Annotated in this window: 26 protein-coding genes; 4 read left to right on the top strand and 22 right to left on the bottom strand. The window is 42.9% G+C overall.

Features of this window, described 5'->3' with window-relative positions; genetic code table 11:
- Positions 1-88: 88 nt before the first annotated feature.
- The 12 genes from NFU07_RS12010 to ezrA form a co-directional block, all read right to left on the bottom strand.
- Positions 89-1,084, bottom strand: coding sequence for an S-layer homology domain-containing protein (locus NFU07_RS12010; protein WP_251478471.1), 996 nt, complete (start codon positions 1,082-1,084; stop codon positions 89-91).
- Between the two features lie 73 nt (positions 1,085-1,157).
- Positions 1,158-2,033: an alpha/beta fold hydrolase gene (locus tag NFU07_RS12005; protein WP_251478469.1), complete on the bottom strand. Its 876-nt coding sequence runs from the start codon at positions 2,031-2,033 to the stop codon at positions 1,158-1,160.
- A gap of 166 nt (positions 2,034-2,199) precedes the next feature.
- Positions 2,200-2,385, bottom strand: a complete 186-nt coding sequence (locus NFU07_RS12000; protein WP_235198884.1) for a hypothetical protein — start codon at positions 2,383-2,385, stop codon at positions 2,200-2,202.
- Positions 2,386-2,460: 75 nt separating this feature from the next.
- Positions 2,461-3,384 carry a class I SAM-dependent methyltransferase gene (locus tag NFU07_RS11995; protein WP_235198883.1) on the bottom strand — a complete coding sequence of 308 codons (924 nt, stop codon included), beginning with the start codon at positions 3,382-3,384 and terminating at the stop codon, positions 2,461-2,463.
- 54 nt (positions 3,385-3,438) lie between these two features.
- Positions 3,439-3,945 carry a thiol peroxidase gene (gene tpx, locus NFU07_RS11990; RefSeq protein WP_235198882.1) on the bottom strand — a complete coding sequence of 169 codons (507 nt, stop codon included), beginning with the start codon at positions 3,943-3,945 and terminating at the stop codon, positions 3,439-3,441.
- Between the two features lie 35 nt (positions 3,946-3,980).
- A complete protein-coding gene (locus NFU07_RS11985) occupies positions 3,981-4,559 on the bottom strand; it encodes an RDD family protein (protein ID WP_251478467.1) in 579 nt (192 codons plus the stop codon).
- 14 nt (positions 4,560-4,573) lie between these two features.
- The gene (gene sppA / locus NFU07_RS11980; protein WP_251478466.1) at positions 4,574-5,587 is read right to left on the bottom strand and encodes a signal peptide peptidase SppA; all 1,014 of its coding nucleotides are present in this window, start codon (positions 5,585-5,587) and stop codon (positions 4,574-4,576) included.
- 78 nt (positions 5,588-5,665) lie between these two features.
- Positions 5,666-6,583 carry an EamA family transporter RarD gene (rarD, locus tag NFU07_RS11975; RefSeq protein ID WP_251478464.1) on the bottom strand — a complete coding sequence of 306 codons (918 nt, stop codon included), beginning with the start codon at positions 6,581-6,583 and terminating at the stop codon, positions 5,666-5,668.
- 219 nt (positions 6,584-6,802) lie between these two features.
- The gene (gene mbcS, locus NFU07_RS11970) at positions 6,803-8,377 is read right to left on the bottom strand and encodes an acyl-CoA synthetase MbcS (protein WP_251478462.1); all 1,575 of its coding nucleotides are present in this window, start codon (positions 8,375-8,377) and stop codon (positions 6,803-6,805) included.
- A gap of 111 nt (positions 8,378-8,488) precedes the next feature.
- Positions 8,489-9,691, bottom strand: coding sequence for a tRNA uracil 4-sulfurtransferase ThiI (gene thiI / locus NFU07_RS11965; RefSeq protein WP_251478460.1), 1,203 nt, complete (start codon positions 9,689-9,691; stop codon positions 8,489-8,491).
- A 62-nt stretch (positions 9,692-9,753) separates the two neighbouring features.
- Positions 9,754-10,851 (bottom strand): cysteine desulfurase family protein, encoded by a 1,098-nt coding sequence (locus tag NFU07_RS11960; protein ID WP_251478459.1) that lies wholly within the window; start codon positions 10,849-10,851, stop codon positions 9,754-9,756.
- 59 nt (positions 10,852-10,910) lie between these two features.
- Positions 10,911-12,614: a septation ring formation regulator EzrA gene (ezrA, locus tag NFU07_RS11955; protein ID WP_251478457.1), complete on the bottom strand. Its 1,704-nt coding sequence runs from the start codon at positions 12,612-12,614 to the stop codon at positions 10,911-10,913.
- 154 nt (positions 12,615-12,768) lie between these two features.
- Here ezrA and hisJ point away from each other — a divergent pair, with 154 nt between their 5' ends.
- Together hisJ and NFU07_RS11945 are read left to right on the top strand one after the other, a co-directional pair.
- Positions 12,769-13,560 carry a histidinol-phosphatase HisJ gene (gene hisJ / locus NFU07_RS11950; RefSeq protein WP_251478455.1) on the top strand — a complete coding sequence of 264 codons (792 nt, stop codon included), beginning with the start codon at positions 12,769-12,771 and terminating at the stop codon, positions 13,558-13,560.
- Between the two features lie 45 nt (positions 13,561-13,605).
- A complete protein-coding gene (locus tag NFU07_RS11945) occupies positions 13,606-14,085 on the top strand; it encodes a GAF domain-containing protein (RefSeq protein ID WP_251478453.1) in 480 nt (159 codons plus the stop codon).
- Positions 14,086-14,416: 331 nt separating this feature from the next.
- Here the strand turns inward: NFU07_RS11945 and megL are convergent, their stop codons facing one another.
- Positions 14,417-15,625 carry a methionine gamma-lyase gene (gene megL, locus NFU07_RS11940; protein ID WP_251478451.1) on the bottom strand — a complete coding sequence of 403 codons (1,209 nt, stop codon included), beginning with the start codon at positions 15,623-15,625 and terminating at the stop codon, positions 14,417-14,419.
- Between the two features lie 327 nt (positions 15,626-15,952).
- Here megL and rpsD point away from each other — a divergent pair, with 327 nt between their 5' ends.
- Positions 15,953-16,555, top strand: a complete 603-nt coding sequence (gene rpsD / locus NFU07_RS11935; RefSeq protein WP_235198873.1) for a 30S ribosomal protein S4 — start codon at positions 15,953-15,955, stop codon at positions 16,553-16,555.
- Positions 16,556-16,654: 99 nt separating this feature from the next.
- Here rpsD and nadR read toward each other — a convergent pair whose 3' ends face one another.
- The 3 genes from nadR to NFU07_RS11920 all read right to left on the bottom strand — a co-directional run bounded on the left by nadR (position 16,655) and on the right by NFU07_RS11920 (position 19,549).
- On the bottom strand, positions 16,655-17,695 hold the full coding sequence (gene nadR / locus NFU07_RS11930; RefSeq protein ID WP_309296777.1) for a multifunctional transcriptional regulator/nicotinamide-nucleotide adenylyltransferase/ribosylnicotinamide kinase NadR: 1,041 nt from the start codon (positions 17,693-17,695) through the stop codon (positions 16,655-16,657).
- Position 17,696: 1 nt separating this feature from the next.
- Positions 17,697-18,434: a nicotinamide riboside transporter PnuC gene (gene pnuC / locus NFU07_RS11925; RefSeq protein WP_251478448.1), complete on the bottom strand. Its 738-nt coding sequence runs from the start codon at positions 18,432-18,434 to the stop codon at positions 17,697-17,699.
- A 266-nt stretch (positions 18,435-18,700) separates the two neighbouring features.
- Positions 18,701-19,549 (bottom strand): STAS domain-containing protein, encoded by an 849-nt coding sequence (locus NFU07_RS11920; protein ID WP_251478446.1) that lies wholly within the window; start codon positions 19,547-19,549, stop codon positions 18,701-18,703.
- Positions 19,550-19,808: 259 nt separating this feature from the next.
- On the opposite strand from NFU07_RS11920, the gene NFU07_RS11915 reads away from it, so the two are divergent.
- Complete coding sequence (locus tag NFU07_RS11915; RefSeq protein ID WP_251478444.1) at positions 19,809-20,615, top strand: cobalamin-binding protein; 807 nt, start codon at positions 19,809-19,811, stop codon at positions 20,613-20,615.
- Positions 20,616-20,662: 47 nt separating this feature from the next.
- Here NFU07_RS11915 and NFU07_RS11910 read toward each other — a convergent pair whose 3' ends face one another.
- The 6 genes from NFU07_RS11910 to NFU07_RS11885 all read right to left on the bottom strand — a co-directional run bounded on the left by NFU07_RS11910 (position 20,663) and on the right by NFU07_RS11885 (position 24,723).
- Positions 20,663-21,244, bottom strand: coding sequence for a general stress protein (locus NFU07_RS11910; protein WP_251478441.1), 582 nt, complete (start codon positions 21,242-21,244; stop codon positions 20,663-20,665).
- A gap of 105 nt (positions 21,245-21,349) precedes the next feature.
- Positions 21,350-22,633, bottom strand: coding sequence for an FtsW/RodA/SpoVE family cell cycle protein (locus NFU07_RS11905; RefSeq protein ID WP_251478439.1), 1,284 nt, complete (start codon positions 22,631-22,633; stop codon positions 21,350-21,352).
- Positions 22,634-22,639: 6 nt separating this feature from the next.
- Positions 22,640-23,047 carry a PadR family transcriptional regulator gene (locus NFU07_RS11900; RefSeq protein WP_251478435.1) on the bottom strand — a complete coding sequence of 136 codons (408 nt, stop codon included), beginning with the start codon at positions 23,045-23,047 and terminating at the stop codon, positions 22,640-22,642.
- A gap of 3 nt (positions 23,048-23,050) precedes the next feature.
- A complete protein-coding gene (locus NFU07_RS11895) occupies positions 23,051-23,572 on the bottom strand; it encodes a sigma-70 family RNA polymerase sigma factor (protein ID WP_251478781.1) in 522 nt (173 codons plus the stop codon).
- Positions 23,573-23,733: 161 nt separating this feature from the next.
- Positions 23,734-24,081 (bottom strand): hypothetical protein, encoded by a 348-nt coding sequence (locus tag NFU07_RS11890; RefSeq protein ID WP_251478433.1) that lies wholly within the window; start codon positions 24,079-24,081, stop codon positions 23,734-23,736.
- Positions 24,082-24,105: 24 nt separating this feature from the next.
- Positions 24,106-24,723 (bottom strand): NUDIX hydrolase, encoded by a 618-nt coding sequence (locus NFU07_RS11885; RefSeq protein ID WP_251478430.1) that lies wholly within the window; start codon positions 24,721-24,723, stop codon positions 24,106-24,108.
- Positions 24,724-24,807: the final 84 nt, after the last annotated feature.

Raw genomic sequence — 24,807 nt, 5'->3', positions numbered from 1 at the left:
AAGGCAAACCGTTAATGGTTCACAGCTGAAAGTTTTTTCCATATTAAAAGCCCTTGCTATTCGTTTTCGCAAGGGCTTTTCTTTTCTTTTATTCTTTTCTTTCAAGTGTTGTCGGCACAGAAAAAATTGTTTGGATATCTTCAGTCACTTGAATGCCTTCGCCTGCTGTCATTTCAGGAACCGTAAAATCGAACGGAATTTCAACGGTGCTTTCAAAATCGTCGATGACAATGACCCCTTTTTTCCCAGCCATGTCGTCATTTTTATGATTGATGACAAAGGTCTTGCGATCCGGCGAGAGCTGGAAAGAATTCGGCGTGAAATCAATCACGGTGCCATCATCCAGTCTAGCAGAATAGAAAAAGTAATAGCCTAAATCACGAGGGGTGAATTCGGCCGGCACTTCTTTTTTAGCCACTATTTGAAACGAGGTGGAAGAAGTGACTTCTGCACGTTCAATTTCAAAAAAGTAAATATTGTCGATGATATATGAAATGGTTTTATAAAGGAGATTCGCAAATTCACCGCGAGTGATATTCATGTAAGTTCCATAAGACGTTTCTGTTTTCCCATTGGTAATTCCAAGTCCGTATAACGAATTGATAAATGGGGTGAACACGCCGCCAACATCGGTAAATGGTGTTTCAGACTCTTCCTCTTCTTCCAATCCGAAACCAAGTACCAGGAATTTCGCCATGGCGCCTCGCGTCAAAGGATCATTCGGCTTGAATTGGGTATCTGTGACCCCAGCTACAATGCCCAGTTCAGCAAGTCCGTTGACAGATCCACGTACGCGGTCATTAAGATCGGTAAACCCGGCATCCGGCGCCAGTTCCGTATCCACCCCTAAAGTGCGGGCCATGATGACTGCTGCATCGCCTCGTGTCAAAGCTTGCTGCGTTCCGAACTGAGTGGACGTTTTGCCGCTGAGAATTTCATTTTCAAATAGAAAACTGACAGCTTCCTCGTATTTTGCCCCTACGTCTGTAAAAGGATGCGTAGACGCTGCACTAATAGGTGCGGCCGCGCTGGCGACTGCGATGACTGTTGCTGAAGCTGCCATAAAAAATTTATCTTTGTTCAACTCATTATTCTCCTGTCCAAATAACTCTATTTTTCCTGATTGTACCATCAAAGAAATTAACTGTATACAAATTTTAAATGTTAAATCGACCTTTATTTTGCGTATCTAATTCTTCTATAAATGACCGGGCTTCCTGCACGAATTTCGATTTTTCTTCTAAGAACGGGTAATGGTTGCTGTTGCTGAAAATTGCTAATTGCGAACCTGGAATCCTTTCATTCATCTCTAAGGAATAGAGGAGTGGGCACTGGACATCATGTTCACCGCACGCAATCCATGCCGGTACGGAAATGGAGTCCAATTTCCGGGTCACATCGAAAATCGGCAGCTCCCGGCTGAAGAAGTCCAATCGCATTGCTGAAATTGATTTTGTATGTTCGGCGTTGAAATAGTGAGGATAGCGATCTGGTTGATGCAGCGAAAGTTTCGTCCGTTGAATCGCCAACTCTTTCTTTTCTTCTGGATTAAGCTCTTCCCGTTTTAAGGCTTCCAGCAAATCTTGCATCTTTTGAAATTCGGGATGGGCTTCATTATAAATGCAGTCGCTTGAAAAAGCGGCATAATCCCTTGCCGCCGCCCCGACAAGCAATAATCCAGTTAAATTTTCTGCAGCTGCTATTCCATAGATAACCCCAAGCATGCCGCCTGTCGAATGTCCGGCAAATAACCATTGATCAAACCCAAGAGAATTGCGGACCGCCTCTAAATCAAAAATTGTTTCGAGCATACTTAATTGATAGGGCTGTTCCGCTTTTACCGATTGTCCCGCCTCCCTTAAATTGACTAAATAGACGGTGCAAAACGGCGTGAACATTTCCGCAAAATAGTCACCGGTTTCATTGAAAACCGAATAATGATGCGTTACACAAAGCGGTGGCCCTTCTCCTTTGGTGAACACTTCAAAAATCCCTCTTTCGGTATCGATTATCAGCTGTTTCCATTTCTCCATGTGGCCATACTCCTCTATTTTTCGTTTCTCTTTATTTCTGTAAGGGCATCGGCTTTTCCTGTACAATCCGCTTTTCTTCACTAAATCGCCTTTTTTTCTTGAATGCCATAAACGGCTCATCGAAATCCAAAAAGAAAAACCTCCAGCAACTGCTGAAGGTTCTCGTTTACACGCCCATTTTGCGGCGTGTGTTATTCACTTTTTTCGTTTGCTGGCTCTTCATTTTCTTCGTTTCCATTGAAGATCCGCCTCCGCCTTTATTGTTAGCGGCTTGGTTTTTCTTTGCTTCCAGTTGGCGTTTTACAGCCTCTTGCAAACTGACTTTTTTCGGTGTGTCATTCGATTCAGTCATCGTTCATCCCTCGTTTCTTGTAAAGATCCTATACTGTTGGACTATTGGCTTTTATTATAACACAAATACAGGAAATTAAGCTTTGTTTTCCTTAAACCAACCGCTGACTTGAGAGAAGAATTTCGCCATCGGCTCTGGCTTCGACATATTCGGTACTACTGCGAGCAATACTTCTTTCGGCGCTTTCACACCTTCTTTTTTCTTCTGAAGAATCAAAATGCCTTTTGCGTACGTAGAATTCTTGAATAAGGTACTCGGCAATTCCATAACCGATTGAATATGTGCATGCTTTTTCAAGAAATTATGCAGCTGTGCTGATTGCGGCGATTCAAAGAGCCCTTTTGGAATGACGAAGAACAAATAACCGCCATCCACCGTGTGCTTTAACGCTTGCTCGATGAATAAATGATGGGCGTACGACATGCCTTCTTCTGCTTTTAAGTCATATCCGCCGGCTGTTTCTTCATCCGGATAATAGCCGACCGGAAGATCCGCAATTACCGCATCCACCGGATCAATCAATAGCGGCTGCAAAGCGTCCTGGCGGTAAAAAGTCACAGGCTGTTCCACTAAATCAGCCGTAGAAGCTGCCAAGCGGATTAACAGATCGTCAATTTCAACACCGACTCCGGTCAATTGGCCGTCCAGATAGTTCATGACCGTCAACAGCAAATTGCCTGTTCCAAGCGCTGGGTCCATGATCGTCGCTTTTTGTTCTTTTATAAACAACTCAACCAAATAGCCCATCAAAAGTCCAAGTGCATCTGGCGTCATCTGATGGTGCGGCTGAACATGTTCTTTCATCCCTTTTAAAACTGCCAGCTGAATCGCTTTTCGCACATCTTCTTTTCCGGCTTCTTCTGCAGGCTGGATATGGCCATCAAGCCATGTCTCCGTCGTTTCAAGCAAGCTCTCCAAATACGAAAGGTCTTGTTTCTTCTGTACGTCCGTTGCGTGATTATCAATAAAATAAAATATCTTTTCCATTGCTGAATTCATGTTCTTAACCGTCCTCAATAAGGAAACCCACTCAATATGAGTGGGTTTCTTGTATTAGTTTGTCAATTCTTTTACTGCTTGGATCGCTTTGTCGTAATCTGGGTGATCCGTGCCTTCTGGAACGTATTCCACGTAAGCCACACGGTCATTTGCATCCACCACGAAAATAGAACGAGCGAGTAAACGCAGCTCTTTCATCGTTACGCCGTATGCTTCACCGAACGATAAGTCCCGGTGATCCGACAGCGCTGTAATGCTGTTCACTCCGTTGATTTCGGTCCAACGCTTTTGGGCGAATGGCAAATCCGCTGATACTGCCAATACCTCGACATTGTCGCCAAGCGAAGCAGCTTCTTCGCTAAACCGTTTCGTCTGATCGGAACAAACGCCAGTATCAAGTGAAGGGACTACACTGACTAAACGTACTTTACCAGCCGTATCCTTCAATGACACAGGGCTCAAATCATTTGCCAGAACCGTGAAATCCGGTGCTTGGTCCCCCACCTTAACTTCATTTCCTGGCAAAGTCACAGGATTTTTCTTAAACGTAATTTGTACCAACAAAAACGCCTCCTTTTTCTCCACTTCCAATCTTACTAGAACGCCTCGGTGTGTTGCAACTCAGACCCATCCGCCGCTTTTTTCTTCATCACCGTACTTTTGCGGTAAGCCTGTTCATGAATCACTGTCGTGTCTGCGATAAAATCATGGATCCCTTGTTTCAAAGGAGTGAATCCCACAATCCAATACAGCGGCAGGATTGTCACCGAAATAAAGCGGCCAATCCATTCGCGGAATAGCAAGGTGCTCCACGATAGCTTATCCGTTTTCAGCGAAACGACACGGATGCCCATAATCATTTTGCCGACTGTCTGGCTAAAGTATTTTGTCATTAACACGAAATAGGCATAAAAAAGAATCGCAGAAATGATGGCATATGGCGCATACCAAGGCGAATCGCTCGTTTCAAGCCCTAGCAGAAGGAAGATCGGTTTCACCAATATCGAAGTGACCGCTGAAATGAGCAGCAAATCGATCAAATACGCCCAAAACCGCACCCAAAACCCTGCAGGCTTACGCTCGTAAAATAGAACTTCTTCGTAACTCGGAGTTGAAGGACGAGCTACAGGTTCTTCTATTGCAGCATGATTTCCCTCGTTCAAATGGTCCGTCATCAATCGTCCCTCCTTTATTTTTCACCGTAAAGATACATCATCCGCGGTGAATTGTACTCTGAAAATAATTTGGCCATCATTTTTGTCTCAATATCATTCCCTAAAAATGAGTTGAGTTTAAATGAAAGCAAGGATCCAAGTCCATCAGATACGCCGTATTCGAAAACTTCCGCGTTCTCTAATCCGAAATCCTTTTTCACTGCCGCAATGACATCTTCTTCAAATCCGAAGTCATCTGCCAAATTCGCTTCCACGGCTTGGCGGCCATTCATGACGCGGCCATCTGCTACAGCTTTCACTTCTGCTTCTGACATGCCGCGGCCTTCTTCAATAATATCGACAAATGACTCATACGAATCATCCAGCATATCTTGAAGAATTTTCTTTTCTTCATCTGTCATATCACGGGTCGGGCTCATAATATCTTTATACGGCCCCGATTTGATGGTCACAAAATCAATGCCGTATTTCTCGGCAAGCTTTCCGTAGTTGACGCTTTCCATGATGACACCGATCGATCCAGTCAAAGTTTCACGGTTCACGAAAATCTTATCTGCCGGAGCTGCAATATAATAGCCGCCGGATGCAGCTGTTGCACCCATCGACACATACATCGGTTTTTCCGTTTCTTCCTGGATTTCTTTGATCTTATCGTAGATCTCAGCCGATTCGACCACTCCGCCGCCCGGTGAATTGACATTAAGGACAAAAGCTTTAATGCTGGCGTCTGATTTCACTTGTTCCAACTGTTCCATGAAAAACTCATGGTTATAGCCGGTACTGCCGAACAAAGACGAAGCTTCCCCGGTGTCTTGGATAACACCTTCTACATTCAATACCGCAATGCGCTCATCAAAATCGCCGGATTCAATCACATTTTCTGCAAAACTCGTTTCGCCTGTAGCCAACACTTCATCAAAATTCGCATTCATCGCCGACTGGAAAAATGCAAATGCGGAGTTAATGACAAGAGAAATGCCTAAAACAGCTGCGGCCGCCACCAGTGCGATCCATCTTTTTGTATTCATATATTCAGTTCCCTCCTTTAAGTCTACAATCCATTATACGGGTAACCCTAAAAAATGTTTCATTTCTGCTCTAAGTTATTAAAGCGGTGCATTGGCATTCGCCCGTTTTAAATTCCGGGCTTCGATGATTTTCGACCCCGTAAACAATGCTAATGCAAACCAGATAAACGAAAACGAAATCAAATCAATGCGGTCAAAAGCTTCTCCATATACCAGGACGCCGAGCAATAGCATCAAAGTTGGCGCAATATATTGGAGGAAGCCGATCATATACATCGGAATCAGCGGCGCACCCGTTGCAAACAGGAATAATGGCAGCGCAGTAGCCGCACCGCTTAAAATCAGCAGAATATCCGTTGTACCTGAATCATGCAGGAATACAGCCTGCCCGGAAGCAAACAAATAAACCATATAAGCCGCCGCGAGCGGCAGCACAAATAAAGTTTCAAGCGCCAATCCCCTTAGCGCATCCAATTTAATGGTTTTCTTAATAAAGCCGTAGAACGCAAAGCTAAATGCCATTCCAAAAGCAAGCCAAGGAAACTCGCCGTATGAAATCGTCAAGATCGCAACGCCGGTTGCCGCAAAAACAAAAGCAACTTTAACAGCCGGCGCCATTTTCTCTTTCAAGAAAAATACACCCAACAGCATCGACACGAGCGGATTGATGTAATAGCCAAGACTTGTTTCAACAATCCGGTCGTTCGTGACTGCAAAAATATACAAAAACCAATTGGCTGTAATTAAATACGAAGCCAGCATCAATGTAAAAAATGTTTTTTTCGATTTCCATAACGCTTTTAAGTCTGCCATCAATAGCCTGGCCCGTCCGATTAAAAATATGGCTGCCAAGGTAATTAGGAATGACCAGATGACACGGCCGCTTAAAATTTCATCAGACGGCACATGGTCAACGGTCTTCCAATAAATCGGCAGAAATCCCCAAATCGTATAAGTCATTATCGTAAACAGTATGCCTCTTTTTTCATCACTCATCTTGAAACGCTCACCATTCTCTCTCTATTTTGTCTCTCGAAATAATAGTCTAATTATATGCCCCGATAATTTTTAAGTAAACATTAAAAGCGGAAGCGGCCATTTAGATTCGCCGGGCATAAGACGAATTGGCGAAGCGGCTTGGTTTGAGGAGAGTAAATTCGGTAAGGACCAAACAAAAGAAAAATAAAAAGCGGCCGAAACATCGGCCGCTTGCTGCTACGATTTATTTTTTTCTTTCTGGCGAAGCTCCACTCGCCGGATTTTGCCTGAAGCGGTTTTAGGAAGTTCTGCCAAAAAATCGATGGCTCTCGGATATTTGTACGGTGCTGTCAGTTCTTTTACATGATTCTGCAATTCTTTGACTAGTTCGTCTGACGGTTCATTGCCCCCTACGAGAACGACAAATGCTTTCACGATGGTTCCGCGAATCTCATCCGGTGCTCCGATGACCGCACATTCCTGAACGGCTGGATGTTTGACAAGGGCATCTTCCACTTCAAAAGGTCCAATCGTATAGCCGGAAGAAATGATGATGTCATCGCCTCTTCCTTCAAACCAGAAATACCCATCATCATCTTTTGATGCTTTATCTCCGGTGACGTAATAATCGCCGCGGAATTGCATTTTCGTCCGCTCATCGTCTTTAAAATAGCCTTTGAATAAAGCGGGTGTCGAAACATGGACAGCGATATCGCCGACTTCCCCTTCCGCTGCCGGCTGGCCGTTTTCGTCGATGATTTCCACGCGATTGCCCGGAGTCGGTTTCCCCATGGAACCAGTGCGGATTTCCATCCCTTTCATGATTCCGACCAATAATGTATTTTCGGTCTGGCCGTATCCATCACGGACTTCTAAATTGAAATGCTCTTTAAACACATTGATGACTTCCGCATTCAACGGTTCACCTGCTGAAACCGCACTGTGAAGAGAAGACAAATCAAAAGATGCTAAATTTTTCTGTTTCGCCATCAACCGGTACTCAGTCGGCGTGCAGCATAGCACATTGATTTTTTGCCGTTCTAAAATCTGCAAATAGACTTCCGGATCGAATTTGCCGTTATAAACATAGCCTGTAGCTCCGCTTCCAAGTGTCGCAAGGAACGGGCTCCAGATCCATTTCTGCCAACCAGGGCTTGCTGTTGCCCAAACAAGGTCGCCTTCTTTTGCGCCTAACCAATGTTCAGCGGAAGTGCGAAGATGTGCATAAGCCCACCCGTGGCTATGGACAGCCCCTTTTGGATTGCCGGTAGTACCGGATGTATAAGATAAGAAAGCCATATCATCATTCTTCGTTGCTGCAGCTTGATAGTCATCAGAAGCCGCTTCCATCTCTTCAGTCAAGGAAATCCAGCTGCTGTCCGATTTTCCGATGACGAATTTCGTCACCTTCTTCATTTCCTCAACTTCTTTAAACTGATCCATGAACGGTTCATAAGCGATGACCGCTTTCGCATCACTATGGTTTAATCGATAAGAGATATCTTTTGCACGAAGCATTTCAGAACTTGGAATCACGGCAAGACCCGCTTTAAGAGCTCCGATATAGGCAATATAAGCTTCGATTAAGCGAGGGACCATAACTAAAACGATATCCCCTTTTTTAAGGCCTGCTTTCTCAAAGCTATTCGCTGCTTTATTGGCTTGTTTGATCAATTCATCATATGTAACTTCTTTCTTTTCCCCTTGCCCATTTTCCCAAATGATGGCAATTTTGCCGTTTCCAGTCGCAAAACGTTCAATTTCTTCGGTTAAATTATAAGATTCCGGTGCCAATAAATCTTCTCTGTTCACGATGTATTCCCCCTTGGGTGCTAAAAAAATATTATATCCCTATCATTATAACTCAAATATTTTATTATTCAAAATAATTATAATAAAAGAAAAACTGCCTATTTAGGCAGTTTAAAGAAGGTCTTCGAACTTATTCTCTTTCTTCCGTGGAAATTTAATGATTTCCCTGTTCTGTACAGCTTGCTGGATCAACTCATCAAACGATACAAAGTTCTCATAGTATTCCACCTTTTCCAGTTTCGGCTTTGTTTTCGGATTGGCTGGTGTAAAAATCGTACAGCAATCTTCAAATGGGCGAATGGAAATATCGTAGGTACCGATTTTTTGAGCCGTTTCAATGATTTCTAATTTATCCGCTGCAATTAAGGGACGCAATACCGGCGAATGGGTCACGGCGTTAATAGCGTTTAAGCTTTCAAGCGTTTGGCTCGCTACCTGCCCTAAGCTTTCTCCTGTAATAATCGCCTGGCTTTTCGTTTCGGCTAAAACCAAATCAGCTATTTTCATCATCATTCGACGCGTCGAGGTCATTGTAATATTGTCCGGTACTTGCTTATGCACTTCCTGCTGCAATTCGGTGAAAGGAATTACGTGCAGATTCACTGAAGATCCGAAATGGCTGAGCTTTTCTGCCAAATCAAACACTTTCTCTTTTGCGCGGTCGTTCGTGAAAGGCGGGCTGAAAAAGTGGATCAGTTCCAGGCGTACCCCACGTTTTAGCATGTGGTACCCTGCTACTGGACTGTCGATCCCACCTGACAGCATCAATAAAGCCTTGCCTCCAGCTCCGACCGGCAGTCCGCCGGCTCCTTGAATGACTTCAGCCATTAAAAATGCACCATTTTCCCGAATATCAACTTTCAATTCGATGTCCGGTTTTTTCATCTGCACAGTGAGTTCTGGAAAATTGCGCAAGACGCTTGAACCGATTGCTTGCATAATTTCCAGCTTTTCATGCGGAAAATCTTTATTGGCACGATTGACATTCACTTTAAATGTTTTGCCTTCCCGCTTGATTTTATCAACCACTGCAATCGCAACCGCTTGCATCGCTTCAATTGTCAAAGCCGTTTCTGTCACCGGGCTGAATGATTGGATGCCAAAAACTTTTGGCAGCCTTTCCAAAATTTTCTGCATATCTTCTTCGCTATCCGTAAAGATGAACATCCGATCGCGTTCTGCCTTGACCCGAATGCTTTCTATATCTGCGAACATCTGGCGTATATTATCACGCAGCCGGCCAATGAACGAACTCCGGTTTTTTCCTTTAGTTGATAATTCCCCGTAACGGACGAGGATTTGATTTGTTTTCATCCAATAAATCTCCTTTTTTAGCGAAACTGATAAATTTAAATTTCTGGCTGTCAACTAGCCGATTATTTTATGAGCTTATACGTTTTTATGAATGCTTCTTTTAAACTGGCAATGTCTTCTTCCGTTGTAAATGCACCGAAACTAATTCGCATTACACCGTCTTTATACTCACGCGGCAGTCCGATGGCTTCAATCACATGGCTTGTATTTTTGCTTTTTGAAGAACAGGCGCTTGAAGTCGAAACGATGACGGATTCTGCCTGCAGTCCAGATACAAGAATTTCCCCTTTAATTCCTTTTACAGCAACGGCCAAAATATGCGAAGCCGCTTTTTCAGGACTCACTATTTTGACTCCATGAAATCCTGAGAAAAACGTCCTCAATTCCTGATTCCACTTGGCAAATGCAGGATTGGGTTCAGCCAGCCGGAGTGCTTTCGCCAAAGCTGCTGCATGCGGCACTGATACCGTTCCACTTCGCAAGCCGAATTCCTGCCCGCCCCCAAACTGAACCGCTGCCAGTTCAAGTTGATTGAAAGCCAATACCCCGCTGCCTTTCAGTCCATGAATTTTATGTCCGGAAATGGTCAATAAATCAGGCATTGCCTCGGCACTTAATTGGATCTTCCCAACGCTCTGTACGGCATCCACATGAAATAAAACACGCGAACCTTCTAACAAAGCCTTTACTTCAGCAGTCGGATGGATTGTTCCGATTTCATTGTTTACATGCATCAAGCTTACAAGAATCGTATCGCTTCGGAGCACATTCTTCAACTCATCCAAACTGATCTCGCCTGCGGCATTCACTTTTAAGAGCGTGATTTCAAATCCCTCTTTTTCCAATTCTTTTAAAGAATTCAAAATTGCAGGATGTTCGGTTTCAGCTGAAATGATATGCTTGCCGCGATGCCGATTGGCACGGGCAACGCCAAATAAGGCTAAATTATTGGATTCTGTTCCCCCTGATGTGAAAATTACGTTCTCCATATTTAGAATGCGCTTGATTTGCTGTCTTGCGTTTTCCAGCAAATCTTCGGCTTCGTTTCCCATTTGGTGCAAAGAAGCCGGATTCGCATAATACTGTTCATTGACCTTTAAAAATGTTTCAAGCACTTCTTTTCTCGGCTTGGTTGTTGCACTATTATCCAAGTAAATCATTTAAGGCACCTCCGAAAAAGAAACCACCAGCTCAAATGGCTGGTGGTTTCTTTTTGTATTTACGTACGCCAAGCGTCTTCTTTGACCAGCACTTCAATGCGCTTCATTGAACCAGGCTCAAAGTTTTCAACAGCTGTAGCGGCTTCTTCCAATGCCTTCGTATAACGAAGCTGGCGGAACGACTCCTCCGCTTCCATTAACTTTGCATTCATTTGCGGATTCGTTTTACGGTAACGGTTGCCGTACTGGATAATGCGTTCAATCAATTGAACATTCTCCACCATCTCAGTTGCTTTATCGTCTACCTCATCGATGCACTTCTCAGCTTTCACCAAGTAGTTATCGACCAATTTCATATTTAATGGAACTTCCTGCAACCCTTGCATTGCAACGAATAGATGCTCTTCCGCTTCTTCTAGGCGGACATCCATTTCTTCCGGAATGCCAGGCATATTCGCTTTGTGGAGCATACGATCGGTTTCCTGCAATTGCCGCTTAAGGTTTTCCAATTTCTTGCGTGCCGCATTTTCATCGATGCGCAAGCTTCTTAACGAATTAGAGAAATCATTTTGGGTGATATCAATTCTTGTCAATTCTTCCCGGATATAAGCGAGCTCTTCTTCTAAGCTTGAATAGGCCGATTGCGCTTCTCCTGTACGAGACTCTAATAGATCGAAGCGGCGCTGCAATTCTTCCAATTTGTCGAGGCAATCGATTGGAATTGAAGCTTCGCTCTCTGGAATCTTATAGCTTTGCTGGACAATCGCACATTCTTCCGCCATGGCATTTGTTTCGCGGGAAACGATCTCCAATTGGCGCCCTGTCTCCACTTTATATTGATCCACATAATGCTTCGCTTTTACTTCTTTTTCAAGCAATTCATAGAAAGAATCGATTTTGTCTTTCATCAATTCTGCCTCTTCTTTTGCTTCTGCAATGTTCAGTTCCGCAATATTCTGTTTCAATACAGCCAGTTCATCTTCCATTGCATTCAGCTGGTCAGTCAACTCCAAATGGTTCAAATAATAAGATTGAGATTCCATTTCCCGTTGACCACTGCGCAGTTCGTTTATATAAGAAGGAATTTTGGATTGGACATCCGTCAGCAATGGCGGAATATCATCAATTAACGAAAAGACATAATCGCCTTCAACCGCTAAGTTCATGACGATTTCACGAGCTTCCAAGTAATTTCCTTGTTCAGTCAGCTCATCGTATTCATTGAATAACGGTGTGAACGATTCGAGTTTCTTCTCGAGAGGACCGGCGGCGGCACCATAGGAATGTTGATGGGCCAATAAATTCTTGCGTGCTTGGCGATACTGCTCTTTCATCAAATCCATTTCACTGCGGTTTTTTTCTTCGCTGCCAATCAATTCTTCCAATTCAACCAAAATATCGTTCATTTGCTGATCCACATTTTCAATGCGGGCCTCAATGTCTTTTTCAATCGATGAAGCTTTTCCGAATTTAAAACGGTCGATGGCATCTTCAGCGTCGAAAAGAGAAGCATCGATTTTCGGAATATGTACATCCATTACTTCCGTCCATATGTTGCGCCAGCGTTCGAACATTTCCTCTGTCTGGCCATTCATATTTAATTGCTTTACTTTCGTTAGTTCTTCAAGTATCGGTTTATTTTGTATTTGCAGTTTTAACTGTTCTAAGCGTTCAATTTCCGCGCTGTGTTTCTTGCGAAACAAAAAGCCGACGGTAATTGCCGCTAATAGAATGATGACCGCAATGATGATATACTTCATCATAAGTCATATAGCCCCCTGTTCCAAAATCACATTTGCTGGTCTATGTAAATGTATTTCATGATTCTACTATTTTAACATGTATTCCATTCTTTTGTTTGTCAAATTAGAGAAAACGGATAAATATTTTTCATCCCGAAAGAAAGCTGGTGTTTTTATGAAAAGAGATGGGCATATCCATACGCCTTTCTGTCCTCATGGCACGCAAGATCCACTCGATTCCTACATAGAAAAAGCGATTAAATCCGGCTTTACAGACATTTCATTTACAGAACATGCTCCCCTCCCCTTCTCATTCGTTGATCCAACGCCTGAGAAAGACAGCGGAATGCGCCTAGAAGAGATGCATTCCTATATAGACGCCATTCAACAGGCAAAAGATGCATATAAGCGTGATATTCGCATCCGTTTAGGCCTGGAAATTGATTATATCAGCGGCTATGAAAAAGAAACACGGGCATTTTTAGATGAATATGGACCTGTTTTGGATGATTCTATCTTATCGGTGCACTTCCTTGAAGCCGCTGGCCAATTTTATTGCATGGATTTCAGCAAAGAGGTTTTCATGGAATTATCACGGCAAGCCGGTTCAGTCGAATCCGTCTACAGCCAGTATTATCATACTGTAGAAGCTTCAGTTTTCGCAGACCTTGGAGCTTTCAAGCCCAAACGGATTGGCCATCCTACCTTGGTGCATAAATTCCAACTCGCCCACGGGCAGCAAATTGATGACAGTTCGCACATAAAAGCATTATTCCAACAAATCAAGAAAGCAGACATGGAAATTGATATGAATGGCGCAGGATTCTCTAAACCCGATTGCCAAGAATCCTATCCGCCGCTTTCTTATATCGACTATGCGAAATCGCTTTCTATTCCACTCGTTTTTGGCTCTGATGCCCATAGTGCGGATGGCTTGCATAAGCATTACGAGAAATTCTATACTTAAAAAAGCAAAATTTTAGATCACCCTTAAACGAAAAGAGGTTTTTGAATGTTTACTCAAACAGATTACAGCGGCACTCGTGCAGACCAGTATGCAATGCTCGGCAAGCAGCTGGATGCATTACTCGAAGGCGAAACAAATACCGTCGCCAACTTAAGCAACGCTTCTGCCTTATTAAACCAATTTTTAGAACGCATCAACTGGGTCGGGTTTTATTTGATGGAAGACGGCGAATTGGTTCTCGGGCCATTTCAGGGCCTTCCGGCGTGCGTACGCATCAAAGTTGGAAGAGGCGTCTGTGGCACGGCCGTATCTGAAAAGAAAACAATGCTGGTGGAGGATGTTCATGCCTTCCCTGGACATATCGCTTGCGATGCCGCGTCTCAGTCTGAAATCGTCGTGCCTTTGATCAAAGATGGCACAGTAATCGGTGTTCTTGACATCGACAGCCCAGAACTTAGCCGCTTTACAACAGATGACCAAGCAGGCCTTGAACATTTTGCAGAAGTTCTACTAAAACATCTATAAGCGTGAAAAGCCTGGATCTCATAAAACGAGATTCAGGCTTTTTTTTAATGCAGAGCTATGCCGTCGAACTTACATGGCTGCTTTCGCTTTTCTTGTCCAGACTCCGGCGCCAAGCTCCTCCAGTCTTAAGTCAATCCACTACGGAAATCAAGATTTCCTTCGTGTTCTGCCTTAAGCTTTTCGGAGCTGAACAGGCGCCTCCGCTTTTCTTTTTGTCCAGACTCCGGCAGCCAAGTTCTCGGGTCATAAGTCGCCTCGCCTGTGCGGCAAAGAACGCCGCTTCGGCAATTCGCTTTATGCCCGTCGAACTTACATGGCTGCTTTCGCTTTTCTATGCTTCCTGCAGTTTTGGTTTTACTGTCTCAAACGCTTTTGTTAAGTCTGCGATTAAATCGTCGGTATGTTCAAGCCCGACAGAAAGACGCATTAAGGATTCGGTAATTCCCATCGCTTCCCTTTCTGTTTGTGGAACAACCGCATGGGTCATGGATGCCGGATGTTGGATCAAGGTCTCCGCATCTCCTAGACTGACTGCGATTTTAATTAAAGACAACGCATTCATGAAAGCTTGCGCTTCTTTTTTGCCGCCTTCAATTTCAAACGAGATCAATCCGCCGCCGTCTTTCATTTGCGCTTTTGCAATTTCCACTTGCGGATGTGCATCATCAAATGGATAATAGATTTTTTTCACAAGCGGTTCTTCTTTCAGGAACGCTAAAACTTTCTTCGCGTTTGCAATATGGCGATCCATCCGGACATGCAATGTCTTCAATCCACGGATGATAAGCCAAGCATCGAAAGGCGACATGATTCCTCCTACATCCTTTTGCACCGTCATGCGGATATTTTGCATCTCTTCGCCGTCTTTCCCGACAAGAATGCCGCCAATTACATCACCGTGTCCATTCAGATACTTTGTGGCACTATGCAGAACGAAATCCGCTCCCATTAAAATCGGATTTTGAAGATAAGGCGAACTGAAGGTGTTATCTACAATAACCCGCAAGTTATGCTTTTTAGCTACAGCCATAACCGCCTCGAGATTAACAATTTCCATCGTCGGATTGATCGGCGTTTCCAAATAGATGCATACGGTTTCCGGGCGAAGCGCCTGTTCGATTTCCTCTTCCGTTGTCATGCTGACAAGGTTGTGGGTAATCTTATATTTCTCTTCCATCATTTCCAGCAGTCCGAACGTACAGCCATAAATGCCGCGTGAGCATAGAACATGGTCTCCTGCTTTCGTGGTGTGGATTAAAATCGCACTGACTGCAGCCATCCCTGATCCGAACGCAAGCGCTCCTTCGCCGTATTCAATCTCAGCCATTCGCTCTTCCAAAATGCGCACAGTCGGGTTTCCAAGTCGCGAATATATATTGCCGGCCTTCTCCCCCGCAAAACGATTTTCCCCTTCTTCTGCCGTTTCAAAAGAAAAAGTCGAAGTCTGGTACAGCGGCGCAGCTAAGCTGTCGTGATGAACAGCACTGTCATACCCCTTATGAATTACCGCCGTCTCCATATTCATCCTTGATTTCTTCATTTCCCTACACCCCTTAATTGTTTTTGAAAACGCTTACATTACTTCTCTTTTCATTCTACATGGGAAAATAAAAAAAAGAAAGCCATTGTTTTGCAACCTGCTTTCTTTTCATTGACTTCTGGATTCGATTTCAGTTATACTAGACTTTGTGTAAAATAATCGCAGCAGTTGTATGTGCGTGTTTGACCATTTTGTTCCTATATGAATAGGTGTATCGCGTAACTCATGGCTGCAGAGCGAAGGTACATGAAAACAAAATGGCTTACAGCATGAATGCATCTGGTTTTTATTTTACTTCAAAAACCAAAAAAAGAGGAGGAGACATATATGTCTCGTTATACAGGTCCATCATGGAAACTGTCACGCCGCTTAGGAGTTTCACTAACTGGCACAGGTAAAGAATTAGAAAAACGCCCTTACGCACCAGGTCAACACGGTGCTAACCAACGCAGAAAAGTTTCTGAGTATGGTTTGCAACTTCAAGAAAAACAAAAACTTCGTTTCATGTACGGTGTAACTGAACGCCAATTCAAAACTCTATTCAACAAAGCTGGCAAAATGCCAGGTAAACACGGTGAAAACTTCATGATCTTGCTTGAAGCTCGCCTTGATAACGTTGTTTATCGTTTAGGTCTTGCGCGCACTCGCCGCCAAGCTCGTCAATTAGTTAACCACGGTCACATCCTTGTTGATGGCAAACGCCTTGACATCCCGTCATACAGCGTAAAACCAGGACAAACAATTGCTTTCCGTGAAAAATCTAACAACCTTGATGTAGTTAACGAAGCAATCGAAGTAAGCAACTTCGTACCTGAATATGTAACTATCGATACTGATAGCAAAACAGGAACTTTCGTACGCCTTCCAGAGCGCAGCGAATTGTCTGCTGAAATCAACGAACAGTTGATCGTTGAGTACTACTCACGTTAATTGTTTAAAAACCTCGATCCGGTTCGCCGGTTCGAGGTTTTTTATGGAAACAAAATGGCTCCCTTTTAAAGGAAGCCATTTTTTGCTGTTTAATCCAGATTATGAATAGAGTTTTTCTTCCAGCACTTCGTCCACGAGTTCGATCGCTTGTTCCAAACGTTCGTTATAATCGCCGTTAATCGAATGATAGCGGATATTGCGTTTATCCAGCAGCCGTTTAAGATAGGCATTGTTCTGTTCCCGTATGGATTGGTCTCCGAAGGAACGCATGCCGTCATCCACCCATTTTACATCCGGCTCTAGGAATAGCCATAAATCATAATCTTGGAGATCAGCCACCTGATCTAATACCGGCTGCTCATATCCAAGGTAAGCCCAGGAAAAGTATTGAGTCACGTTTGCTTCTGTATCAATGAAAAGCAATTTATTGGCTCGTTTAGCCTGTTCTTCTTCATGGTATTTATGTTCGAACGCTATTTTAGGAAAATCGGATTCGATGGCAACTTCAGCGCCAATGTGTTCATAAAACTTCCGTCCGTATTCTTCTACATAACTCGTGTTATACAGATTCGCCAAGTTTTTTACTAAAGTTGATTTCCCAGCACTTTCAGTTCCCACTACTACAATTTTTCGGACGAAATACGGTTGAACTACATGCGGGATGATTCCCCAATGTTTCATCGCCCCTTCTTCCCGGATTTGCGTAGCGGATACCGGATATGTGCGCCGCTCTGCATCCAGAATAATGTGTGCGGCTTTGGGATAAAGCTTCTCGAAATGCGCTCCATACTCCGGCTCCGAACTGAACACCGCATCAATCTCTTTTCCAATAGCTTCTTTAATGCTTTTGGCTCCTTGTTCCCAATCCGAAAATTCACCTGTCTGCTTTTCTGAAATCGCATGCACTTTGACATGCGGCAAGTCTTTTGTCAGTTCATTCCACCACCGAAGACGCTGATGGAATGGAATGGGTTTCATTGTCGTGCCTTTAAAGTAAAATTCCTTTTCGTATTCTTCGTCATGCGTAATCATGACATGCAATTCTTCGACCATTGTACTGGCACGAATCATCGCGCTGACATGTCCTTGATGTACGATCAGGAATTTGCCTCCATACATCCCGACTTTTCCCATTGGCATGTTAAATGCTCTCCTTTTCTAAAACCTGTTTCTTAGCCATTTTTCTCCAATTGAAATAGCCGTAAATCGAGTTGAACAAAAATGCGGTCCACATCACGACCAGCGTATAATCATTGCCGCCTGATGCATCGAGCGTGATAACCCATAGTGCAATGGACAAAACATTTACCAAAATCCAAATAAGCCATTGTTCAGCAAATCGTTTAAGCATCAGGATTTGTGCCATAACAGATAGAATCGTCGTCGCAGAATCCAAACCGACAGTTCTTCCGCCAATCAGCTGAAGCAAAATGGCATATAAAGCCGTACCGGCAATTACCGCAATAATTGAGTAGACCCACGATTTGATGCTCATTAGTTTGACGGCTACGTCTTCCCCTTGTACGCTGTCTTTATTTTTGATGCTGTTGCGGTGCCAGAGATATAATCCGATAAACTGTACCGGGAAATAGAAAAGCCCATTCAGCATGGCTTCTCCATACAATCCGTAAGTGAAAGAAATATAAGCGTATGTAGATGTCTGGATCATTCCGAAATAATAATTGCTAATTTTCCCTTTTGCCACTAGCAGTACACAAAACATTCCGGTCAATGAACTGATTAGACCGAGGAGTGTATCATCCCAGGCAAAAAATAAATAGATGTTGATAGCAGCGAAAATAACCAACCAACTTTTTTCAAACAGACTCCAATCTTCAAAAAACTTTTTCCTTTTTGAAAGTGCAGCAGTACCGACCATTCTTTAGTCCTCCTATTTGTACAAGCTAGTAACTTCACTTACAGATTGCTCAAGCTCCAAATTTTCAACTGCAATTGTTTCCATTCCATGCCGCTTGATGTGTTTCTGCTCCCTCCCCACTCATCAGTATACTTCTTCAAAAAAGTAAGATGCATTATTTTTTTAGAATAATTTTACATTTCTTTCATAAAAAAAGATGATAAAAAAACGTCGCCTTCGTTGTTGAATTCAACTAACAACGAAGGCGACGTCTTAAGAAATCGTCCTTAACCATCTATTAACGAAATGCCATTTTCTTTTAATGCCTGTGCCAATGTATTATAAACTTCAATGTCGACAAACTTAATCCCCAGATGGACTGCTGTTTGAGCAATCACCGGGCTTAATCCGGACAAGGCTGTTTTGACTCCGATAATTTTCAACCCATTGATTAGCTGGAAAACTTGCTGCGCAACCATCGTATCGATGATTGGCACTCCTGACAGATCAATGAACAGTTTTTCGATATTGTGTTTAGCGCTCTGGCGAAGCGTTTTTTCAAAAATGATTTGCGCACGGTGTGTCGTAATTTCACCGATAAGCGGAAGAAAACCTGAATGTTTTGTTAGCAAAATGACCGGTGCACTCATCTCAATGATCATCTGCTGTTGAGCGTATAGACGCTCTTGAGCGGCTTTTGTATTTTGAGAAGTGAATTCGAGAATGACCGAACTGATCGCATTCACTACCGCGATATTCCATTCATTTAATTGTCCGATCGTGACTTTGTCTTCATTTTCTTTAGCGTAAGCTCCGATCATTTCCAAGTATTGTTCTTGCGTTCGGAAAAATTCGCCAAGTACACTTACGACAGGCGTTGAAAGATGGTCTTCATCTTTTGCAATCGTTTCAATCCAATCTTGGAATCCTGCAAAAAACTCATCTTTGTCTTTTTTGAACATTGCACAAAAACGCACGTGGAATTCATGGTTCTGATGCTTTAAGTTTTCAATTTTCTCAGGGTCTATAGAGCTGTAGACTCCCCCTTTGTTCTTATCCAACCCTTCATACCATTTTTCAGTTAGTTCCCACGTACGTTCAGTCAAATAATGATACAAACCCTGATGTTTGAGCATATGTCTCTCCCTTTGCTACCAGAGGCATTTTCAGACAGGCTTACTTGTCTTGAAAATCACCTTAGTTTCTAAATTAAATAGCCTTACTGTAATAATATACGATTCTATATACAAGTGCATAATTATAGGCGAGACATTTTCATTCTTTTTCTTTCCAGCTGTTTATTGCAGTCCAAGTAACGATGCTGCAGAATTCGCTTTGCCTGTTTGGCAGAGGGATTTTTTTAATGGTAGACTGGTTAAAACGGAGGTGCAGATAATGCGAATTATTTCAATTTGCCCAAGCAATACAGAGCTGCTCGCTTTCTTAGGAGGAGAGGATTTGCTTGTAGGAATCGATGACTATTCCGATTGGCCTGGTTCGATTACGCATTTGCCTCGGCTTGGCCCTGATTTATCGATTCGAATGGATGAGCTCGAAGCATTGAAACCAGATTTGGTCCTGGCTTCTCTTAGCGTACCTGGAATGGAAAGAAATGTGGAAGAATTGGTAAAAAGGAAGATTCCACACCTGGTGTTGGATCCTCAAAATTTAGAGGAAATTGGCCATGACCTTTTAACAATTGGCGAAGCTTGCGGCATAGACGCTGTTCCCATTCAACAGGAATTTCTATCTGTTGTCGCTGATTTAAAAAAGCGAGCGGCAACTGTTGCTTCTCGTCCTTCCCTTTACTGGGAATGGTGGCCAAAGCCCGTTTTCACGCCAGGCCGCATCAATTGGCTGACTCAAATCAGCAAGCTAGCCGGCGGACAAAATGTTTTTGAAGACATTGAATCTGCAAATATCCAAACTGATTGGGAAGATGTGCGCACACGAAACCCTGATTATATTCTTCTCGCCTGGGTTGGCATCATGACCTCCAAAGTTAAACCGGAACTTGTCCGCAAACGCCCTGGCTGGGACGAACTGAAAGGCTATGACAACATTCATGTAATGGAAGAAGAGTTGTATTGCCGGCCTTCTCCCCGCTTAATCGAAGGAGCAGTAAAGCTCGGAAAACTGCTTCATCCGGATCAGTATGGTGATATGGAATTGCCGCAATTCATCAAAGCGAAACAAATGTAAAAACGAGCAGCCGCAAATCGGCTGCTCGCTTTCATCTATTTCGTTTTTTAAAGTCCCGCAGGTCCACGTTTTTCAATTGAACGCGCGTCATCTAGGCCTTGATCGCCTCTAATGGTCGTCGAAGAATTTCCGCCGATCAATGGATCTTTATTATCCACAAAGCCATCTCGGTCATTGTGGTCTGGAATGAAATCTTCCTGGTCTTCCACTAAAACCAATATGTTGCCTTCATTAAATTGTGATTCGTACCGCTGCGCTTCGTCTTCCGGAATGCCCATCCCGATTAAAGCGCCAGCTAAACCACCTATGCCCGCTCCAGCTGCAGCTCCAGTCAACCCAGCGACAATGGGTCCAGCTGCCACGATCGGACCGATTCCGGGAATGGCCAAAGCACCTATCCCAGCGAGCACACCGCCAAGGCCACCCAAAGCGCCGCCTGTTAAAGCCCCTGCCGCTGCACCTTCTTCGACATGCGTATCGGTTTCTTCCATAATGTTTTCAGCTTCTCTTTTATCTTTGCTCAATACGGAGATATCTTCTGAACGATAGCCTTGCCGCTTTAAATCCTCTATCGCGGCAATTGCTTCATTTTCTGTTTGATACGATCCTGCTACTCTTTGTTTTGCCATTCTGAACGCCTCCTCTGGATTATGTTCTGCCATAGTGACAAATTACCCGCAGATAGAGGAGGTAAACATTTTCCTTTAGATCCAACCATTATACAATTTCAATACTTAATTCAAAGACTTCGGTTCAGCTCTTACGTTAAAGTTTTTACGGCGATAAACACTCAGGAAAATGCCCACTACTAAGGCACCAAGCATAGTCGGCCAGAATCCGTAACTGAGAAGCGGCAATGACATGCTGATCAACGGCAGCACTCCAAAAATCATCCCGATATTATAAATAGCTTGAACTACAAATAGGGCTACTCCTCCGCTCAGCAACATTTTTCCATATTGATCTTTTAGTTGGCGCGCCATATAGACCATGCGAACGGCCACTCCAGTTAACGCAATTAAAAGAAGCAACGCAGCTGCCCATCCAAAATGATAAATGATATTTAGTAAAATGAAATCGGTATGCGCAGAAGGGATAAACTGCATGTCGCTAAGATTGCCAAACCATGTGGATTCGCTTACTATTTGGTTAATTTGAATATACATATATCCGGAAGTTTCACTATACATTTCAGGATTCAAAAACGCATAGAACCGCTCTAATTGATACTCTTTCAGAGAAGTGAATATGATAGCCAGTATAGAAGCGATTAAAGCCAAGCAAAATGCTGCAAACCCGAATATTTTCTTGTTGCTCAAGGAGCTGGTTATCAGCATAATAAAAACCATTACACTATAAATCATGAACGCAGCTATTCCGCCTGCATTTAACATTAAAGCGGAAGTCAGGAGAAATAAAAGAGCAGCTTTCCAGAATACTGTTTTTTCCTGCACCAAATAAGAAGCCCAAAACAGAAAGAAGATTGGCAAGGTGTGAAGAATCTGAAAAGATAGCGGACCGAAATCGATAATTGGATAACCGTTTATCATTCCAGTAGGCAGGAAATTCAAGAGAATCAGCGATATAATCCCAAGTCCAAGAAAAAGCTGATGCAGATTTTTTAATTTCCGGTAATCAAAAAACATTAACCCTATAGCAGCTGTAACTCCAAGCACCGCCATGACAATTTTCTTCCCGGTATAATTGCCAAGATCTGCTACATTCATCGCTACAAGAGGCATAAAACTGAATCCGATAATCAACAAGAACAGCGTTAGCATGGCCCAATCCAGTTTTGGTCGGTAAAGCGAATTCAGCTGTATCCCTAGATGAACTGGACTTCCCATTTGCTCAATTGCCCTTTCTTCCGCTTGCATCTCATTGAGTCCTTTATCAAGCAATGCCTTTTGGGTTTCTCTTAAATGATAAGTTAATTCAGCTTCAACCTGTTCTTTCGCTTCTTTTGAACAAACTTGCTCAGTCACTTTCTTCACATAATGGTTTTTTCTATTCCCCACAGCTCTTTACACCTCCAGTATCTCTTTTAAATAAGGCTGTTTAACGGCATATTTCTTTTCAGCTTTCCTTAATATTTTCTGGCCTTTATCAGTTAAACCATACAACTTTGCTTCATTCTCTTCCCATTTGCTGACCAAAAGACCATTCACTTCTAAACGATGCAATAAGCTATATAGCAATCCCTCATTATCTTCAAACTTTTTAATGCCCCTGCTTCGAAGGTACATTATCAAGACAACTCCTGTTTTTTCTTGCACGAGCAGTTGCAGCACAGATAAGTAGATATATTCATCATTCTCCGCCTGCTTTCTTATTTCCATGTGGATGCTGTTTTTAAGTTGATCTGTAAATTCCAATTGGGTGAATACTTTTTTCTTCATCACTTGTCTCAGTTTTTTTAAACGTTCTTCCATTGTTCATCCCTCCAAACTTTCTTTAATAAGTTCTTTAGCCCTCTTTAATCTTGTTTTGATGGTATTTTCATTCTTCACTAAAGTTGCAGCAATTTCACGGATTGAGAGCTCTTGAAAATAGTAGAGATAGATTACTTCCCGATAGATGACGGGTAATTTCATGACAACAGCAGCCAGTTCCTCATCTTCATCTTTTTGGATAATTGATTTTTCCAGCGCAATGTTGCTGTCCTCATGAAGGAATGGCTCTTCTATAGCGAGAACGATATTCTTGTAATGCCAGCTTTTCAAATAATCTTTGCTATGATTGATAGCAATTCGCCAGAGCCACGTTCTGAATGTCGATTTCTGTTTGTATGTATGCAGTGATTTATAGCACTTAATGAAAATTTCCTGTGTTAAGTCTTCTGCCGCCGCCCGGTTTTTTACATAAGAATATACGAGCTGCAAAATTTCCTGTCCATATTCTTTCATAGCTTCGTTAATAATTTCCTCTGAACTTGCTGTACTGATCTGGTCAAACATTATTTCATCCACTGTTTAGCCTCCTGTCTTAAATTTAGACGACCCAGACAAAAAGAAAGTTTGGAAAACGCCGTAAAACTTTTAGGCTTTGGAGCCGAAAAGAAAACACCGTTTAGATCATAAACGATGTTTAGCCAACCTATTCACTTTCATCCCCTTTTTTATTCTCCACAAAAATCTTCAAGTTCTGAACGGACATAATATCCTTCAATCACCGCATGCCCTGAAGGATAAAACGTCATCTCCCATTCACTGCCATCATCAAATCGCAATATTGCAGTATGGCCTTCCGCCAGTTCGAACTCTTCTGTTCCTTCTCGTTTGCTTGAATTGATTTCCTCTTTTACGGCCTGTAAACGGACCGGATCTGTGATTTCAATCAGAGCCTCCGTTTCCAGACAGCGAATATCGATTTTTTCTATTTCTTTCTCGATAATCGGGCTTGTAGGCATACAAGCTGTCAGTGCCGCTATTATTATTATTCCCAAACCCGCATGCTGCCGCTTCATCAATATCCCACCCTACTTTTAAATTCAATCCAAAATCGCTGCTTTTTCTGGATGATGTAAAAACGAAAAAAGCATCTCGATTTGAGCTTCTGTGTTCCGATTCAAAGAAAGTTCAGGCAATGCAGCAGCTGAGAAAAATTCGACTCCGTCCGTTTCTACTCCAAATGATGCCCTACCTCCTACAATTTCACATTGAACAAATAATTTATAATAATGATAGGGCTGCGGCGGATGTCCGTGTTTATTCATATCCAAAAGAGCCAATAGTTTTACTGGAACAGCTTGAAACCCCGATTCCTCCCTTATTTCTTTCACAATATTCTCGCTTGGCGATAGGCCGATATCACAAAAGCCGCCTGGAAGCGCCCATTTATTGTCGACTTTCTCTTTGACCAATAAAATTTTCCCATCCCGAAATACGGCTCCTCGGACATCCATCTTGGGGGTTTGGTAACCTTTTTCACTCGCAAATAAGTCTTTGATCTTTTCCATTTCCACTTCGGTATGTTCAGCCATAATTTCTGTACTGATAGTGCGCAATTCTTCAAAACGCTCCATATCGTATACATCTTTCGAGTAAGTTAACCCTGCTTGAGATAGAGACTGAATGCGTTTAGCCCATTCCAACCATTTTGTACTCATTAAATCCCTCGATTCAACTAATAATATCCTCTTAACTGCATTCTCTGCGGAATGCCGCTATTCCTCTTTAAAATAAAAAAAACC

This window comes from Planococcus sp. NCCP-2050, assembly GCF_023708025.1.
GTDB lineage: Bacteria > Bacillota > Bacilli > Bacillales_A > Planococcaceae > Planococcus.
The sequence above is the reverse complement of the archived record's forward strand: the minus strand, read 5'-3'. Positions and strand labels throughout refer to the sequence as shown.